The organism is Novosphingobium sp. ERN07 (assembly GCF_012641335.1).
Taxonomy (GTDB): domain Bacteria; phylum Pseudomonadota; class Alphaproteobacteria; order Sphingomonadales; family Sphingomonadaceae; genus Novosphingobium.
Map to the genome: position 1 here is coordinate 38,353 of NZ_JABAID010000005.1, position 17,022 is coordinate 55,374.

Here is a 17,022-nt window from a genome sequence, read left to right on the forward strand (position 1 = left end):
AGCGATGAGCGATCCCCATCTCGCCGGCCTCTCCGCCACCATCGTCCACGACGAAATCGTGCCCGCCCGCGCGCCCTGGCTCTACCACGTGCTGAAAGGCCAGACGCTGCGCATCGTCGATCTTGAAGGCAATCAGGCAGTAGACTTCCTGCTCTACAGGGCAGCCGACGACGCCGAGCGCTACAGCGCGCAGGATACCGTGGCGGCGCAGGGCAACCTGTTCCTGCGCACGGGCACGCAACTCATGTCGAACGAAGGCCGCCCGATGATGACCATCGCGGCTTCGGCGGTGGATTATCACGATACCATCGGCGGCGCATGTTCTTGTGAATCCAACACCTTGCGCTATGGTCATCACACAAAGTCGCAACATGCCTGCGTCGAAAACTTCCTCGAAGCCAACCTGCTGGAAGGGCGCGGCAAGCGCGATATCGTTTCGAACATCAACTTCTTCATGAACGTGCCGGTCGAGGCTGACGGGACGCTGGGCATCGTTGATGGTATTTCGGCCCCCGGCCTGACCGTGGACTTGCGGGCAGAAATGGACGTGATCGTCGTCGTCTCAAACTGCCCGCAGATCAACAACCCCTGCAACGCCTTCAACCCCACCCCTGTTCGCATGATCGTGGCCGCATGACTTTTGATACCGTTCTGATCGCCAACCGCGGTGCGATTGCCACCCGGATCATCCGCACGTTGCGGCGCATGGGGCTGCGCTCGGTCGCCGTCTATTCAGACGCGGATGAAGGCTCGCTTCACGTGGCGGAAGCTGACGAGGCCGTCTGCATCGGCGGCGCGCGACCGAGCGAGAGCTATCTTGACATTGCCAAGATCATCGACGCGGCAAAACGCACCGGTGCGGGCGCAATCCATCCGGGCTATGGCTTCCTTTCGGAAAACACCGAATTTGCCGCCGCCTGTGCCGAGGCAGGCATCGTGTTCATCGGCCCCACAGCGGACAATATCCGCACCTTCGGGCTGAAGCACAGCGCACGCGAACTGGCAGCCGCGCACAACCTGCCGCTCGCCCCCGGCAGCGATCTTCTGACCGGTGAAGTTGAAGCCATCGCAGCAGCGCACGCCATCGGCTTTCCCGTCATGCTCAAGGCCACGGCGGGCGGCGGCGGCATCGGGATGCGTGTGTGTGAAACCGAAGCCGACGTGCGCGATGGCTTTGCCGCCGTCGCGCGACTGGGGCAAAGCAACTTTGGCGATGCAGGCGTGTTCCTCGAACGCTTCGTGCGGCGCGCGCGGCACGTGGAAGTGCAGATCTTTGGCGATGGCGCGGGCTGCGTGGTGGCACTGGGCGAACGCGATTGCTCGCTCCAGCGGCGCAACCAGAAAGTGGTGGAAGAAGCCCCTGCCCCGCTCCTCCCCGAAACCATTCGGCAGGCACTGTTCGCCGCCGCAATCCGGCTGGGTGAAGCGGCAAAATACCGCAGCGCAGGCACGGTCGAATTCCTCTACGATGCCGACCGCGAAGAGTTCTTCTTCCTTGAAATGAACACCCGCCTTCAGGTGGAGCACGGCGTGACCGAAATGGTCTTCGGCGTGGATCTGGTAGAGTGGATGATCCGGGGCGCAGCGGGCGACTACGCCTTCCTCAATACCGCACCGACCACGCCAAAGGGCCATTCCGTGCAGGTCCGGCTCTACGCCGAAGACCCCGCACTCGATTATCGCCCAACCTCCGGCAAATTGACGTGCGTCCAGTTCCCCGAAGGCGTGCGGACCGAAACGTGGATCATGGCGGGCAGTGAAGTCAGCGCGTTCTACGATCCGATGCTGGCCAAGCTGATCGTCCATGCAGAAAGCCGAGAAGCCGCTGTGGCCGCAATGCAGCAGGCCTTGGAGGAGAGCCGGATCGACGGGATCGAAACGAACCTGCGCTGGCTGGGCGACGTGGTTGCCTCTGCCGCTTTCACCACTGGAGAGGTTTCCACCCGCGCGCTGGAGAGTGTGCACTACGCCCCGCAAAGCATCCGCGTGGTCAGCGGCGGCACCGCCACCACCGTGCAGGACTGGCCGGGGCGGCAGAAGCTCTGGGCCGTAGGCGTGCCTCCGTCAGGCCCGATGGACGACCAATCGTTCCGCATCGGCAACCGCCTGCTGGGCAATCCCGAAGGCATGGCCGGGCTGGAAATGACCGTGACCGGTCCCACACTCACCTTCTCGGCCCCCGCGCGCATCTGCCTGACAGGCGCTGATTTTGGCGCAACGCTTGATGGCATATCCGTACCGCTGGGCCAACCTATCGCCATAGCGGCAGGTCAGACGCTCAGCATGGGGCGCGCTTCCGGCGGTGGGATGCGCGGCTATCTGCTGATCGCGGGCGGATTGGACATTGCACCCTATCTCGGCAGTTGCAGCACTTTCGAACTCGGCCAGTTCGGCGGCCACGCTGCGCGGCGGCTGGTGGCAGGCGATGTGCTGCACCTTGCTGGCAAGGCGACGGGCGAGGCACCACTAGGCATTCCCCTGCCCGAACTGCCCACCGACTGGACCCTTCGCGTGCTTTACGGCCCACACGGTGCGCCGGATTTCTTCACCGATGACGATATCGACATGATCGTCGCCGCTGACTGGCAGGTGCACTACAACTCTAACCGCACGGGCGTGCGCCTCGTCGGCCCCAAGCCCGAATGGGCGCGGCGCGATGGAGGTGAAGCGGGATTGCACCCATCGAATATTCACGACAATCCCTACGCCATCGGCGCGGTCGATTTCACCGGCGACATGCCGATCATCCTCGGCCCTGATGGCCCTTCGCTGGGCGGTTTCGTCTGCCCCTTCGTGGTGATCGCCGCGGATTTGTGGAAGGTCGGCCAGCTTTCGGCAGGGGACAAAGTGCGCTTCGTGCCTGTGAACATGGCCGAAGCGACCGCTGCGACTGCCGCACAAACCGACCTGCTTCTGAACGGCACCAAGACGCCACCTAGCCGCACCTGCGCTGTCGCTACGCAGACTCCGGTGCTTGCAGAACTGCCTGAAGGACCAGCACACCCGCGCACGGTTTATCGTCAGCAGGGCGACCGCAACATCCTTGTCGAATACGGCCCAATCGTGCTCGACATCGAACTGCGCATCCGTGTTCACGCGCTGATGATTGAACTGGAACGCATGGCCCTGCCCGGCGTGATCGACATCGTTCCGGGCATCCGCTCGCTGCAATTGCACTTCGATGGCGCAGCGCTGGATCAGGCCGCGGCGCTGGCCGCACTCATCGCCGCGGAAGAGCGGCTGGGCGATCTGGAGGATTTTGCGATCCCTTCGCGCATTGTCCACCTGCCGCTAAGCTGGCGCGATCCCGCCACGCTGGAGACTATCGAGAAGTACATGGGCGCGGTCCGCGATGATGCGCCGTGGTGCCCGGACAACATCGAATTCATTCGCCGTATCAATGGCTTGCCCGATGTGGCGGCGGTGGAGAACCTGATCTTCGAGGCGAGCTACCTCGTCATGGGTCTGGGCGATGTCTATTTGGGCGCGCCGGTGGCCACACCGGTCGATCCCCGGCACCGCCTTGTCACCACCAAATACAACCCCGCCCGCACCTGGACACCGCCCAACGTGGTGGGCATCGGTGGGGCTTACATGTGCATCTATGGCATGGAAGGCCCCGGCGGTTACCAGTTGTTCGGACGCACCATTCAGGTGTGGAACACCCACCGCCAGACTGCCGACTTCACCGAAGGCAAGCCGTGGCTGCTCCGCTTCTTCGACCAGATCCGCTTCTACCCGGTAAGCGCCGAGGAACTGGCCGAATGGCGGCGCGATTTTCCCAGCGGGCGGCGGTCGATCAGGATCGAACCTTCCGAGTTCCGCCTGTCCGATTACCGCAAATACCTTGCCGATAATGCCGATGCGATCAGCGCGTTCGAAGCCAGCCGCAAGGCTGCGTTCGATGCAGAGCGTGCCGACTGGGAAGCCAAGGGCGAGTTCGACCGCGTTTCCGCGCTGGCCGATGCCGATACACCCACCGAAACCGTCATCGCCGTGCCTGATGGCGCAGACGTGGTGGAAGCGCCGTTCGGAGGCAGCGTGTGGAAGCTGCTTGTGGCCCCCGGAGACGAAGTTCAGGCGGGCGATACGATTGCCGTGCTGGAATCGATGAAGATGGAATGCCCGGTGCTCAGCCCCAATTCGGGCAAGGTCGTGGCGCTCTATGTCAGCGAGAAGCAATCGTTGCAGCCGGGTGCGCCGATCTTTGCGCTGGAGAAAGCAGCATGAGCGCGCCCTTCCGGCAGAGTGCCACCGTGATTGCCGAAGCGGTGCGTTCAAGCGCGACAAGTGCGGTTACGGTGATGGAACAGACGCTGGCGCGCATCGCTGCCTATGACGCGGTGCAGCCGCAGGTGTGGATCAGCCGCGCATCGGCGGAAAGCCTGCTCGAACAGGCCCGCGCGGTGGATGCCCGGGTGGCAGCGGGTGAGCGGCTGCCGCTGGCGGGCGTGCCCTTTGCGGCCAAGGACAACATCGACGTTGCCGGGTTCGAAACGACCGCAGCCTGCCCCGCCTTTGCCTACAACCCGCAAGCCGATGCCACGGTGGCCACCAGACTGGCTGGAGCAGGCGCGATCTGCGTGGGCAAGACCAATCTCGATCAGTTCGCCACCGGGCTTGTCGGCACACGCAGCCCCTATGGCATTCCACGCAACGCCTCGAACCTTGCCTATGTCAGCGGTGGTTCGAGTTCCGGATCTGCGGTGGCTGTGGCGGCAGGGCTGGTACCGATTGCACTGGGCACCGATACCGCAGGCTCTGGCCGCGTGCCCGCCGCATTCAACCACCTGATCGGTTTCAAGCCCACCAAGGGCCGCTGGTCCACCGCCGGGCTGGTTCCTGCTTGCCGCAGCATCGATTGCATCAGCGTGTTTGCCGATGATGTGGCCGATGCGCGGCTGGTGGATGAGGTGATAGCCGGTTTCGATCCCATAGATCCGTGGTCGAAGCCGCTGGCCGACCGCAACCTTGCCGCCAAAGTCATCGGCGTGCCCCGGCGCGAACAGCGGCTTTGGTTTGGTGATCTGGAATCCGAATATCTCTATGACATGGCGCTGGAAAAGCTGGGCGAACTGGCGACAGTCGTCGAAATCGACATGGCCCCGCTGCAGGAAGCCGCGCTGCTGCTGTATAACGGGCCGTGGGTGGCAGAGCGCACTGCGGCCATCGCCAAGCTGCTGACCGAAAACCCCGAAGCCGTCGATCCCACCGTTCGCAGCGTGGTGGAAGCAGGTTGGGACAAGAGCGCGGTCGAGCTGTGGAACGGCATCTACCGCATGGCCGAATTGAAACGGCACGCTGATGAACTACTGCAACTGGTGGACATGCTGGTGTTCCCCACCACGGGCACGACCTATCGCGTGGACGAACTGCTGGCAGCTCCGGTGGCGCTCAACAGCAATCTTGGTGCCTACACCAATTTCGTGAACCTGTTGGATATGGCCGCCGTTGCCGTCCCTGCGGGCCAGCGCGCCAATGGCACAGGCTTTGGCATCACGCTGATCGGCCCGGCAGACAGCGACCGCGCGCTGATGACCGCCGCCGAAGCATGGCTCGCCGCCGCGCAATTACCACCCCCACCCCCGCTCGATCTGGAGGGCAAGATGCAGACCGTGAAATTGGCCGTCGTTGGCGCACATCTGGAAGGAATGCCGCTGCACTGGCAGCTTACATCACGCAACGCCACCTTCGTGGGCGCGTTCGAGACTGCGCCCACCTATCGCCTCTACGCCATTGCCGATAGCGTGCCGCCCAAGCCAGCACTGGTGTTCAGCGAAGATGGCGCGGCGATCAAGCTGGAGGTTTATGAAATGGGCGTAGCCGAATTTGGCAGCTTCGTGGTGGACGTACCGCCGCCGCTTGCCATCGGCACCGTCACGCTGGCCGATGGCAGCAGCGTGAAAGGCTTTGTTTCAGAGCCGCGCGCGCTTGCCGGGGCGGAAGACATCACGCACCTTGGCGGGTGGCGCGCCTATATCGCCAGCAAATCCTGATCCATCAGCCAAAGGCCTTCCCCGATGCTCCGCAAGACGCTCGTTCTCGCCGCCGCTTTTGCGGCCTCTACCGCCGCGCACGCTCAGGTGGAGCAGGCGCAGACCGTGCCGGGCTTTGCCGATTTTCTCGCCGTGGATGGCGATGCGGTGTGGGCCACCAATCGCGGCAAGGTTGAGAAATGGTCGCGCACCGGCAAAGTGGCTGAAGTGCCGGTGGCGCGGCCTTGCGGGGCGATGGCCATCGAGTTCGGCTCGCTATGGGTGGCCGATTGTGCCGAACGCACGCTGGTGCGGATCGATCTGGAAAGCGCAAAGATCGTCGCCACTATCCCCACAGGCATCGCCAACCAGAAGCAAGGCGAACTGATCGTGGCCACCGGCGCAGGGTCAGTGTGGATTGCCAGCAAGCCCGAAGGCGCTGTGGCGCGCGTCGATCCTGCAACCAACACGATCATAGCCAACATCCCGGTGGATGCAGACACATGGTACGTAACCTACGGCTATGACGCTGTGTGGGCGGTGAGCGCGACCAAGCAGACGTTGCAGAAGATCGACCCCAAGACCAACACGGTCATCGCGCGCGCGCCACTTGGCACCATGCCCGGCTTTCTGGCCGCAGGCGAAGGTGGCGTCTGGGTGCAGGAACAGGGCGATGGCACACTGGTCCGCGCAGACCCTGCCACCGGACAGGTGGTGGGCCGAGTAAAGGTCGGCGCGAACCTGAAGTGGGGCGATATCGACACCGGCGGCGGCAAGGTGTGGCTACGCACAACCGACGATCAGGTCTTTGCGGTGATCGATCCCGCTTCGATGACAGTCACCGGCCGTCACGGCAAACCCGCAGGCAGCGGCGCAATCCGCTACACACCAAAAGGTGTCTGGACCAGCGCGCATGACGAACACACGCTGTCGTTCTGGCCTATGAAAAGCCTGCTGGCCGCGCCGCAGCCTTTAAACTCAGCGTGTGCCGGTTTGCGAAGCGTCGATGCAGGTGACAAATCCCGTCAGCATCTGTTCGACCGTCTGTACACCTGCGTCCGTCAGGCGGACCCATGATCTGCGACGGTCATTCTCGTCAGGGATGCGCACTGCCATGCCGACGCCCATCAGCATGTCGAGATACCGCAGGCCTGTGGTCGACGGGACGCCTGCCGAAACGCACACGCCCGATACCGACATCTTCCGCTTCTCTATCTTGGCAAGGTAAAGTTCGGTCAGCATGAGCCAGCCCGATCCGGCGGGTTGCAGGCCGGGGAGCAGATCCTCGCACTCCTGCAGATGCCGACGATAGTTCTTGGCAACGCGGTAGAGGTTCATCGCGAGACCATGCTCCTCACGGGGCTTCTGGAGAAAGTGGACAGCCGACATGTGATCTGACCCTGCATATTGTTGAAGCAGTTGAAGGCCGGACCGCATGTGCTGGGCACATGCGGTCCGATCAGAGTGCGACCCGAGGACTTTGAGATGCCCGCTGCCTACCCCGGATGGCAGCGGATTGCCGGATCTCTGGCGCGTGATCGGCAGGATGGATTGCCAAACGTTCCGCGATCCAGAACGGAACCTTCAGCCCAATGCCAGCATCGCAATGCCGATCAGCGCCCAAAGCGCCAGCGCAAGACCGGGGGCCGCCAAAAGTTTCGGCACGGCAAAACGTTCTCGCCCATATTCCGAATCCGCCCCCCAGCCAGCTTGACTGCTTTCTGCCCGTTCCAATTGCGCCGCTCCCTTGACCCGACGCGGGACAAGTAACCGACAATTCAGCAAGACGGTTGTAAAGAGATGTAAACTTGCAGACTTTGGCGTTACCAGCGCGCAACCGCACGGTATGGCGGCATTCTGAAAGGCTGGCCGGGGCAGATCATGAAAATCGGAATCGTTGACGATGACGACACGATGCTACAATTCGTGTCGCGATTGTTCGACGCCGAAGGATTCCGCTGCGTATCGTTCCGGCGCGGTCGCGATCTTGTCAGTGCGCTGGCCCGCGAAACTTTCGATCTGCTGATCCTCGACTGGAACATGCCCGATATGTCGGGTATGGATATCCTTAACTGGGTGCAGGCGCAGATCGCGCCCTGTCCGCAAGTGATCATGCTGACCAGCCGGTCAGACAAGGACGACGTGGCCGCCGCGCTTCACGCCGGGGCAGACGATTATATCGTAAAGCCCGAATCCGCGATCGTAATCACCGCCCGCGTTCACGCCGTGCTGCGCCGCGTGCAGCCTAAAGCCACGACGGAACGGTTCGAACGGTTCGGTGCCTATGAGTTTGACCGGACAGCCGAGACCGTAACGCTGGGCGGCGACCCTATCGTTCTAACGGGCAAGGAATTTGCGCTGGCCTATCTGTTCTTCGCCAATCAGCATAAGCCGCTGTCGCGGGGATACCTGATGGAATCAGTGTGGAAATCGGTGGCCGATCTCACGACCCGCACACTTGACATGCACGTCTCGCGCATACGCGCCAAGCTTCGGCTCCGGTCAGAAAACGGATACAGGCTGCAGACAGTGTTCAACTATGGCTATCGTCTGGAGTCCTGCTGATGAAGCGTTCAACTCTCGCACGGATCGCAGGCTTGCGGATGCTGCCGCTGGGCGTGGCGGTTGCCCTGACCATCGGGGCTGCTGATCCTTCCGCCGCCAAGACGAGCCGTATCCCGATTGTCGATGCCACTGCGTTGCAGAACATCATCGAATATGGCGTGCGCAAGGGCGACAACCTCTTCACGCTCGCCCAGCAATCGCTGGTGCGACCCGAAAGCTACCGCGCGGTGCAAAGGCTCAACCAGATTGTCGATCCGCATCGCATCCCGGTGGGCACGGTCCTGCGCATCCCCGTAAGCCTGCTGAAAGCCGAACCGCTTGTTGCCCGGATCATTGCGGTTCGCGGCAATGTGGTGATCAATCAGGCCGGACAGCAACTCGTACCAAGCGTAGGCAGCGAGATCGCACCGGGAGCCGCGATTGAAACCGGCGCAGACGGTTTCGTTACGCTGCAACTGCCCAACGGATCGCGCACATCGATGCCCACCCGCACCCGGATGCGGATCACCCGGCTTCATCGCATCACGCTGACGGGCAGCATCGACTACGATCTTGCAGTCGAAGACGGCAAGGTCGAAACCTCTGCCAGCCCGCTGGGCAAGGACCGCAACAACCGCTTCCGCATCCGTACTCCGCGTGCCATCGCGGCTGTGCGTGGCACCCGTTTTCGCGTGGGCTTTGCCGAGGATGCATCGTTGGCCGAGGTGCTGGAAGGGACCGTCTCGGCCAGCAGCGACGCAACGCGAAGTGAAGCGAGTCTGACCGAGGGGCTGGGCGCAGTGGTGTCGGCCAGTGGCGATCTTGCCACCGAACGCCTGTTGACCGCGCCGGACCTGCTGCAACCGGGCCGGATCCAGACTGACCCGCTCGTCAAACTGGCGCTGGCATCCCTTCCCGGCGCGCGTGCCTATCACGTGCAGATATCCGAAGATGCAAGCTTTGCCAAAGTGCTGGCCGAACAGACAGGCACCGTGCAGGACTTTGCCTTTGCCGACATTCCCAACGGCAGCCTGTTCGTGCGGGTCAGTGGCATCGCCGCTTCGGGCCTTGAAGGCTTGCCTCAGACATTTGCAATGCGCCGTGTTCTTGCAGGCGTCACCGCTTCGGCACAATCGGATGCCGATACGATGCGCTTCACGTGGGGTGGCGAAGGTGCTGGACAGCGCAGCTACAGCTTTCAGCTTGGCCCCAGGCCCAACCCCGGCCAGCCCGATGCCGAAACCACATGGTTGGTGAACGAGACAGGTTTGCAGACCGGCGGTGTCCGTCTGCGCAATCTTCCGCCCGGCATCTACCGCTGGCGCGTCGGGGTGCGGCAGGATGACGGCACCGATGTGATAGAGAACTGGCTTCCCTTCGAGCAGCTTACCGTGGCGGCACCGGAATAGCGCGTGCTTCACAGGCGGCTCTATGGCGAATGGTTTGTCGTCGCGCTGGTGACCGGCGCTCTCGCGTGGTTGGCGACTGCCAACCAGCGGCTTTCGATGGTGGACAACCGCATCTACGATCTGGCTCTGCGTCTTGCGGCACCGCAGGTAGACGATCGCATACTGATCGTCGAGATTGATGAGCCGAGCCTGAAAGCGCTGGGCCGCTGGCCGTGGCCGCGCAGCGAACATGCGAAGCTGCTTGATACGGTGGCTCACTATCGCCCAAAGGCCATCGCATACAACGTCCTGTTTCTGGATGAAACGCCGCAGGACTCCGAACTGGCAAGTGCACTGGCGCGCGCCGCGCCGGTCTATCTTCCCGCGCTGATCGAATCCGATGGCACGGGGCACGCGCTGGCCACGCAATTGCCGCCGCCCATGCTGGAAGCTGCCGCCGCCGGGCTGGGCACTGTCGAGCTTCTGCCAGACGAGGATGGCGTTATCCGCGCTATGCCCGCAAAGGCGGCACCGGGCGGGATAGCTCCGCTCTTTTCGCACCTTGCCCCCCCTGAAAAGAGTGATAGCAAAGATGAGGCCCTGATCGCTTATGCCCCGCGCGAAGGCTATCGCCGCATATCCTTTGCCAGCCTTGCCGCAGGCGAAGTGCCTCATGCCCTGATCCGCGACAAGTTGCTGCTCGTCGGCGCAACCGCGCCGGGCCTTGCCAACCAGCAGCCCGTGCCGCGCTTTGCCGGGGGGCTGCTTTCGGGCGTAGAGATCGAGGGCAATCTGCTCAACACCCAGCTACAGAATGCCGCAATCCACACGCTCGCCCCGGCCAAGCGCGCTTCACTGGCGCTGATCCCGCTGCTTGTGCTGATGATCGGCTTTCTCAGGCTCTCCCCATCCGGCAGTTTCTGGCTGGCGATCGCGCTGGCCGCAGGCGTGCTGGTCATCAGTCTTGGTGTGCTGGTGCTGGCGCACATCTGGCTACCCCCTGCAGGGGCTATAGCCGGCCTTCTGGCAGCGCATATCCTGTGGGGCTGGCGACGGTTGAACGTGATCGGACGGTTCGTCATCTCACGCATCGCCACCTTGGAAAAAGAGCCTGGACTGGTCCTTGCAACCCAGCCGACGCGGCGGGGCGCAGATATCGTATCGCGCGATGCCAACCGCCTTTCCGACCTGATCGAACAGCTTCGCCAATTGCGCAGCTTCGTGAGCGAGGCCGTGGAGTGGTTGCCCGCCGCGATCTGCGTGGTGGATGGCAACGGGCAGATCGTGCTGAGCAACCGCGCCGCCACAACCCTTTTCGGCGATGGGCTGGTGGGCAGGCCGATCACGAGCGTCACTGCAGGCCTGTCGCTGGTGCCAGACAAGGATCACGGCCTGTTACGGGATGCGCAAGGGCGCTTCTTCCTGCCCGAAACCGCCGATTTTTCCGGCGACTACCGCATCTTCAGCTATGCCGACGTAACTGATCTGCAGCGTATTGCCGAAGAGCGCGACGATATTCTCCAGTTTCTTTCGCACGATATCCGATCCCCAAACGCCGCCATCGTCACTCTGCTGGAGACGGAAAAGTTGGGCGGAAATTCCGGCTCTCCCAAGGCTGCTACCGAAACGCTCGGTGCCATTCGTCTCCATGCCCGCCACGCGCTGAAATTGGCCGACGATTTCGTGCAACTTGCCCGCGCGCGGCGCAGGCCGATGGAGCCAGAGCCGGTCGATCTGTGCGACGTCGCCCGCGAAGCTGCCGACCTTGCATGGCCCCGCGCCCGGCAAAAGCAGGTCGTGGTGCAGGACGAATGCGTCGATGGCGAAATCTGGGTGTTGGGTGACCGCAGCCTGATCCTGCGCGCAGTGGTCAATCTGCTGGAAAACGCAGTGAAGTTTGCGCCGGACGCCACGACCGTCCGTTTCGGGGTGGAAGCCGTTGATGCCCGCGCGGTGCTCACCGTCACCGGGCCCGGCCCTGAAATGCCGCAGGGCCGCATGGCCAACCCCTTTGCGCTCTATGCAGAAGGCCGCGCTGCTGATGAAACCGGCAGTCTGGGCCTTGGTCTGGCATTCGTGCAGACGATTGCCCAGCGCCACGATGGCAAAGTGACCTACCGCCACCACGCGGGCTATGGCGCGCAGTTCACGGTCGAACTGCCATTGGCACAGTTGGAAGATGAACTGGGCGAGGCCTGATGCGCCTCAATCCCGCCCTGAACGAAGGGTAACCCCAGTGCTACGATCCGCAAGCGCCGCCACTGCGCGTTCGGCCAACGGCATCAGGCTGGTGCTGAAATCGCCCTTGCAATGATCCTCTTCCGCCCATGCCCGCACAGGTGGCGCTCCGGCGGTTTCGAACACAAGCAGCAGCCGCTGGGTGCGATCTTCGCAGTTCTGCAACAAGCGCCGGCGCTTCGCTCCGGACACGACCCGACCATCATCAGTCAGCACGGCAAGAGACGATGGCCGTTCCGCGATTGAAACCGTAACTCTCGGTTCGCCAGACTGGGCAACCACCGACGCCACATTCCTACGGCCCAATGCCTCAGCCACGGCGGATCGCGCTGCATCCGAAACGCCGCCAGCCGCATCGGATGATACTACCGCAACTGCCGCCAACCCACCAATGCCCACGCCACCAAGGCCCATCCCATCGTAACCGGCGCGGGTTTCAATAGGACCGGCGCAAGCGCCCAGCACGGCAAGAACGCCAGGCATAATCATAAATTGCTTTGCACCGATCATCACACGCCGCCCTGCTGCGATGGAAGTTGCGCCGACCTAGCCGCTCCTGCGCGATCTGGCAAATGCAACGCCATCGGCACGAAGCGGTGATTGCACTTGCCGATGGCGATGGCACGCGCCACTCTCATGCAATGAGTGCGAATATCGCGGCATTGATGGCGCTGGCGTTGTTCGCGCTGCTATTCGGCGTTGCCGCCACGATCGAACGTGGCGAGCTGAAATGGCGGGCGCAGCCGCGCTTCCGCCACGGAGCCTATACGCTGGCGCTGGGCGTCTATTGTTCAAGCTGGACCTTTTACGGCGCGGTCGGCACCGCAGTCAGCGAAGGCTGGAATTACCTGCCGATCTACCTTGCGCCCGCGCTGTTCCTGATCGCAGCGCCCGGCTTTCTGGGCCGATTGGCCGAAGAGGTTCACCGCGAACGCACCTCCACGATATCGGATTTCATTGCCGCGCGCTTTGGCCACGATCCGGGCGTGGCGCGGATTATCACGGTCATCGCCCTGTGCGGGACGGTGCCCTATATCGCGCTGCAATTGCGTTCCATCGGCACGGTCATAGCGGCTTCATCGGGGCAGAACGTGGCAGTTCCGGCGATGATCACCGGCGCGGTGGTACTTGCTGTCTTCGCCATCTTATTCGGCGCACGTCGCTATGAAATTGCAGGCCGCAGCGAAGGACTGGTGTTTTCCATTGCGCTGGAATCGCTGATTAAACTGATCGCGCTGGCGCTGGTCGGAATCGTCGCGATAGCGGTGCTGGTTGATGCCGATGCCGACCGCCTGACCGAGGCGACCAGCGCCATCGCGCGCCAGTTCGCGCCTGATCACATCACGCTGGAAACCGGGATCATCGCGCTGGTTTCAGCCTTTGCGATCATCGTGTTGCCCCGCCAGTTCTATATGGGCCTTGCCGAAGCGCATTCAGCGCGTGACCTGCCACGGGCGCGGCTGGGTTTGGCGGTCTATATTCTGGCAATGGCCGGACTGGTGGTGCCTATCGCCCTGGCGGGATTGCTGGCCCTGCCGCCCGGTGCCTCGCCAGATCGCTATGTTCTGCTGCTGCCATCAACCGCAGGATATGGGGCGGTTGGCGTGGCAGCGCTGCTCGGCGGCCTCAGCGCAGGCGCCGCAATGGTGATCGTTGATGCCACGGCGCTGGCCATCATGGTGTCCAACGACCTGATCTTCCCCGCCGTCCTACGCAGCGAAAGCGGTCCGCAGGATGCCGATCTGGGACGGCAGATGCTGATAGTGCGGCGCGGTGCGATTATCGGCATCGTCACGCTGGCGCTGCTCTGGGCATTGCTGGTCGATCCGGAACGTTCACTGGCATCCATCGGGCTGGTCGCCTTTGCCGCGATGGTCCAGTTCGTTCCGCATCTGCTGCTCGCGGTATCCTCGCCGGGACATGATCCGGTGGCCGCACGTGCCAGCCTGCTGACGGGCCTTGGCCTGTGGCTCTATACACTTGCCCTGCCGCCGATCCTGCCACGCGATGTTCTGGCCGAGCTGGAAGGATCGCTACTCGATCCGGTTCGGCTGTTCGGAATCGGACGCGCCACCCCGCTGGTGCATGGCGTCGTGTGGAGCCTTGCTGCCAACCTTTCGGTTTTGGCATTCGTCCGCGCGGGCAAAAGGCAGGCTCCACGCTTGCCAAAATTGCTCTCAGGCGGCCGTAGCGCAGGCAACATCGGTGATCTCACCGCCCTGACCGCGCGCTTTGTAGGCGAAGAACGTGCTTGCGCCGCATTCCCGCCGGCCCGCCATGCGCAACCTGTGGATCGTCAGGCAGCGCGGCTGGCACAAGATTTGATTTCCGGCGTGGTCGGCAATGCCTCGGCCCGCGCGCTTGTCGCTTCGGCGCTCGCGGGCGGGCGGATGAGCGTTGAAGACGTTGCCCGTCTGCTCGACGAAGGCGGGCAATCGCTCAGCTTCTCGCGCCAGTTGCTCGCCGCCACATTTGAGAACCTGCAATCGGGCGTCAGCGTTATCGATGCCGATCTCAATCTGGTGGCGTGGAACACCCGCTATGTCGATCTGTTCGGCTATCCGCCGGGACTGGTGCGCGTAGGCGTGCCGATTGCCGATCTGATCCGCTACAACGTGATGCGCGGTGCCTTCGCCGGGCCTGCAGAGGTCGAAGTGGACAAGCGCCTTGCCCACCTGCGCGCACGGCGTGCCTATGCTTCCGAACGGGTGCGCACGGATGGACGGGTGATCAAGTCGGTCGGTGGACCGATGCCCGGCGGCGGTTATCTGACGTCGTTCACCGACATAACCGAAGAAGCGCAGGTCCGCGACGAGTTGACCCGCACGCTCGAACAATTGGAACAGCGCGTGGCCGACCGCACGCACGAACTGAGCGCGGTGAACCAGCGCCTTGCTGCGGCCACGCGCGAAAAGACGCGCTTTCTGGCCGCAGCCAGTCACGATCTGCTGCAACCGCTGCACGCGGCGCGATTGTTCACATCGGCGCTCGATCGCAATCTCGAAGGATCGGCGCGAATGCTGGCGGGGCGGATCGACCGATCCATCGTGTCCGCCGAAACGCTGCTGCGCGCATTGCTCGATATCTCGAAGCTGGATGCAGGCGGCATACAGCCCAGCCCGGAGCCGGTCGCGCTCGCCCCATTGATCGGGGAAGTGGTGGAAACCCTGCGCCCGCTGGCCGAAGAAAAGGGGCTGGCCCTGCGCATCGGCCCATTGCCCGGTGCGGTGATGACAGACCCCGGCCTGCTGCGTTCGGTGCTGCAAAACCTTATCACCAACGCCGTTCGCTACACGCCAGAAGGCGGAGTCATTGTCGGCGTGCGACAGCGCGGAGACGATCTGCGGATCGACGTGATCGACAGTGGAGTCGGCATTCCCGAACATCGCCAGCACGAGATATTCGGTGAATTCACGCGGATCGGCGCGGTAGAGGCCGAAGGTCTTGGCCTTGGCCTTGCCATCGTGGATCGCATAACCCGCCTGCTGAATGCGCGGGTCGAAGTGGCATCGCGTGAAGGACGGGGTAGCCGGTTCAGCGTCACGCTCCCTGCCCTCGCCTTGCCCCAACCTTCGGCCGCAACGATGGCTCCCGCCATAACTGCGATGCCATTCCAGCCCTTGCGCGTGCTTGTAGTCGATAACGAACCGGACATCGTGGATGCGTCGGTGGCTATGATCGCAAGCCTGGGCCACCACGCAATCGGGGCGCGCAGCATAGACGAAGCCTTGGTCCATGTCGGCCAGATCGACGTGATGCTGGCTGATTACCATTTGGATGGCAGCGAGGACGGGCTGCGCCTGATCGATCAGGCCCGGCTGCGCAATCCGGCGCTCGCCATCGCGATGATCAGCGCGGAGAACGGCCCCAGCCTGCGTAACCGGTTGCGGATGCGCAGGGTGCCGCTGTTCGTGAAGCCTGCCGATCCCGCTGCGCTCGCTGCATTTCTGGCAGGTTCTGCGGCGCAATCAGGCGATGAGGTCCAGCCCTAACGAACGCGCGATCAGTGCTGCCTGCGTGCGGTTCTGCACGTCCAGCTTGCGCATGATGGCGGTCATGTGCGCTTTCACGGTCGCCTCGCTCATCCCCAGATCGAAGGCGATCTGCTTATTGAGCTTGCCGTCCAGCACTTCGAGCAGAACCTTCAACTGCGTCGGCGTCAACCCCGCCACCTCGCGCCGCACCTGCTCGACCGGTTCGTCGCTGGCAACGGTGGCAGAACGCCCCCCAAGCGCCACGCGGATGGCATCCTCGATCCGGGCAAGGTCGGCATCCTTGCGCAGAAAACCCACCGCGCCGAACGCGCGCGCCTCTTCGGCCACTTTCGCTCCTTCAGCGCTCGAAACCACCAATATTGGCACATCAGGCCGCTCTGCATGAAGCAGTGCAATGCCGGAATATCCAATCGCACCGGGCATTTTCAGGTCGAGCGTAATCAGTTTGAGATCGGGCGCATCGCTGGCGGCTTTGGCCGCCGCCGCCAGCGTGCCTGCCTCGACCACGCGCGCGCCGGGCGCAGCACTGGCCACCGCCAGTGCCAAGGCCTGCCGGAACAGCGGATGATCGTCTGCGATCAGGATCGTGTCGCTCAACCTATCTCCCCCAAGCACCCTGTCTCGGCCACCGCACGTTCGTCGAATGCGGCCCGCGCATTTGCAGCTTATCGATCAGGACAGCTTCGGCAAGTCCTGCATTATCAGTGCTTCGTCGCACCATGCCCTGTGGGAGTGTGGTCGTAGTCCACGACTTTGGTCGAATATCTAACACCAATCGCGCGCTGGCTGCGCGGCGCGGTCTGCGACAGCCTGCAACCCGGACAGTGCAAAGAGCGCACGCCGGGAGAGGGAAACATGTCGGGATCGATCGCAAGGAATGTA

General features: G+C 63.1%; 12 protein-coding genes. 8 read left to right on the forward strand and 4 right to left on the reverse strand.

Translation table 11 applies throughout. The annotated features are described in order from the left end of the window. The first annotated feature begins 4 nt into the window (after positions 1–4). From HGI47_RS08940 to HGI47_RS08955, 4 genes are read left to right on the forward strand one after another with little or no spacing between them, the layout of a single operon-like run. On the forward strand, positions 5–637 hold the full coding sequence (locus tag HGI47_RS08940) for an urea amidolyase associated protein UAAP2 (RefSeq protein ID WP_168852403.1): 633 nt from the start codon (positions 5–7) through the stop codon (positions 635–637). Then, a complete protein-coding gene (gene uca / locus HGI47_RS08945) occupies positions 634–4,230 on the forward strand; it encodes an urea carboxylase (protein ID WP_168852404.1) in 3,597 nt (1,198 codons plus the stop codon). The genes HGI47_RS08940 and uca overlap by 4 nt, the downstream gene beginning before the upstream one ends. Next, positions 4,227–5,996 carry an allophanate hydrolase gene (gene atzF / locus HGI47_RS08950; RefSeq protein WP_168852405.1) on the forward strand — a complete coding sequence of 590 codons (1,770 nt, stop codon included), beginning with the start codon at positions 4,227–4,229 and terminating at the stop codon, positions 5,994–5,996. Before uca ends, atzF begins: the two co-directional genes overlap by 4 nt. Before the next feature lie 24 nt (positions 5,997–6,020). After that, positions 6,021–7,052: a YncE family protein gene (locus tag HGI47_RS08955; RefSeq protein ID WP_240950100.1), complete on the forward strand. Its 1,032-nt coding sequence runs from the start codon at positions 6,021–6,023 to the stop codon at positions 7,050–7,052. Here the strand turns inward: HGI47_RS08955 and HGI47_RS08960 are convergent. Then, complete coding sequence (locus tag HGI47_RS08960) at positions 6,954–7,364, reverse strand: hypothetical protein (RefSeq protein WP_168852406.1); 411 nt, start codon at positions 7,362–7,364, stop codon at positions 6,954–6,956. The genes HGI47_RS08955 and HGI47_RS08960 overlap by 99 nt on opposite strands. A 195-nt stretch (positions 7,365–7,559) precedes the next feature. Then, entirely contained in the window at positions 7,560–7,709 is a 150-nt protein-coding gene (locus HGI47_RS08965; protein ID WP_168852407.1) for a hypothetical protein, read from the reverse strand. A gap of 147 nt (positions 7,710–7,856) precedes the next feature. Between HGI47_RS08965 and HGI47_RS08970 the strand changes: the two genes are divergently transcribed. The 3 genes from HGI47_RS08970 to HGI47_RS08980 are packed head-to-tail and all read left to right on the forward strand — an operon-like array spanning position 7,857 to position 12,106. Beyond that, positions 7,857–8,540 carry a response regulator transcription factor gene (locus HGI47_RS08970; protein ID WP_168852408.1) on the forward strand — a complete coding sequence of 228 codons (684 nt, stop codon included), beginning with the start codon at positions 7,857–7,859 and terminating at the stop codon, positions 8,538–8,540. Next, positions 8,540–9,928: a FecR domain-containing protein gene (locus HGI47_RS08975; protein ID WP_168852409.1), complete on the forward strand. Its 1,389-nt coding sequence runs from the start codon at positions 8,540–8,542 to the stop codon at positions 9,926–9,928. The genes HGI47_RS08970 and HGI47_RS08975 overlap by 1 nt, the downstream gene beginning before the upstream one ends. 3 nt (positions 9,929–9,931) lie before the next feature. Continuing rightward, positions 9,932–12,106, forward strand: coding sequence for a CHASE2 domain-containing protein (locus tag HGI47_RS08980; RefSeq protein WP_168852410.1), 2,175 nt, complete (start codon positions 9,932–9,934; stop codon positions 12,104–12,106). 6 nt (positions 12,107–12,112) lie between these two features. Here the strand turns inward: HGI47_RS08980 and HGI47_RS08985 are convergent, their stop codons facing one another. Then, positions 12,113–12,628 carry a hypothetical protein gene (locus HGI47_RS08985; RefSeq protein WP_168852411.1) on the reverse strand — a complete coding sequence of 172 codons (516 nt, stop codon included), beginning with the start codon at positions 12,626–12,628 and terminating at the stop codon, positions 12,113–12,115. Positions 12,629–12,717: 89 nt separating this feature from the next. On the opposite strand from HGI47_RS08985, the gene HGI47_RS08990 reads away from it, so the two are divergent. After that, complete coding sequence (locus HGI47_RS08990) at positions 12,718–16,137, forward strand: PAS domain-containing hybrid sensor histidine kinase/response regulator (RefSeq protein WP_240950101.1); 3,420 nt, start codon at positions 12,718–12,720, stop codon at positions 16,135–16,137. Here the strand turns inward: HGI47_RS08990 and HGI47_RS08995 are convergent. Next, entirely contained in the window at positions 16,114–16,737 is a 624-nt protein-coding gene (locus tag HGI47_RS08995; RefSeq protein WP_168852412.1) for a response regulator transcription factor, read from the reverse strand. The two genes, HGI47_RS08990 and HGI47_RS08995, sit on opposite strands and share 24 nt — an antisense overlap. Positions 16,738–17,022 lie beyond the last annotated feature (285 nt).

Bases quoted from the DNA above. Each gene is read 5' to 3' on its own strand.
- HGI47_RS08940 (WP_168852403.1), top strand. From the start codon at position 5: ATGAGCGATCCCCATCTCGCCGGCCTCTCCGCCACCATCGTCCACGAC.
- uca (WP_168852404.1), top strand. From the start codon at position 634: ATGACTTTTGATACCGTTCTGATCGCCAACCGCGGTGCGATTGCCACC.
- atzF (WP_168852405.1), top strand. From the start codon at position 4,227: ATGAGCGCGCCCTTCCGGCAGAGTGCCACCGTGATTGCCGAAGCGGTG.
- HGI47_RS08955 (WP_240950100.1), top strand. From the start codon at position 6,021: ATGCTCCGCAAGACGCTCGTTCTCGCCGCCGCTTTTGCGGCCTCTACC.
- HGI47_RS08960 (WP_168852406.1), bottom strand. From the start codon at position 7,364: ATGTCGGCTGTCCACTTTCTCCAGAAGCCCCGTGAGGAGCATGGTCTC.
- HGI47_RS08970 (WP_168852408.1), top strand. From the start codon at position 7,857: ATGAAAATCGGAATCGTTGACGATGACGACACGATGCTACAATTCGTG.
- HGI47_RS08975 (WP_168852409.1), top strand. From the start codon at position 8,540: ATGAAGCGTTCAACTCTCGCACGGATCGCAGGCTTGCGGATGCTGCCG.
- HGI47_RS08985 (WP_168852411.1), bottom strand. From the start codon at position 12,628: ATGCCTGGCGTTCTTGCCGTGCTGGGCGCTTGCGCCGGTCCTATTGAA.
- HGI47_RS08990 (WP_240950101.1), top strand. From the start codon at position 12,718: ATGCAACGCCATCGGCACGAAGCGGTGATTGCACTTGCCGATGGCGAT.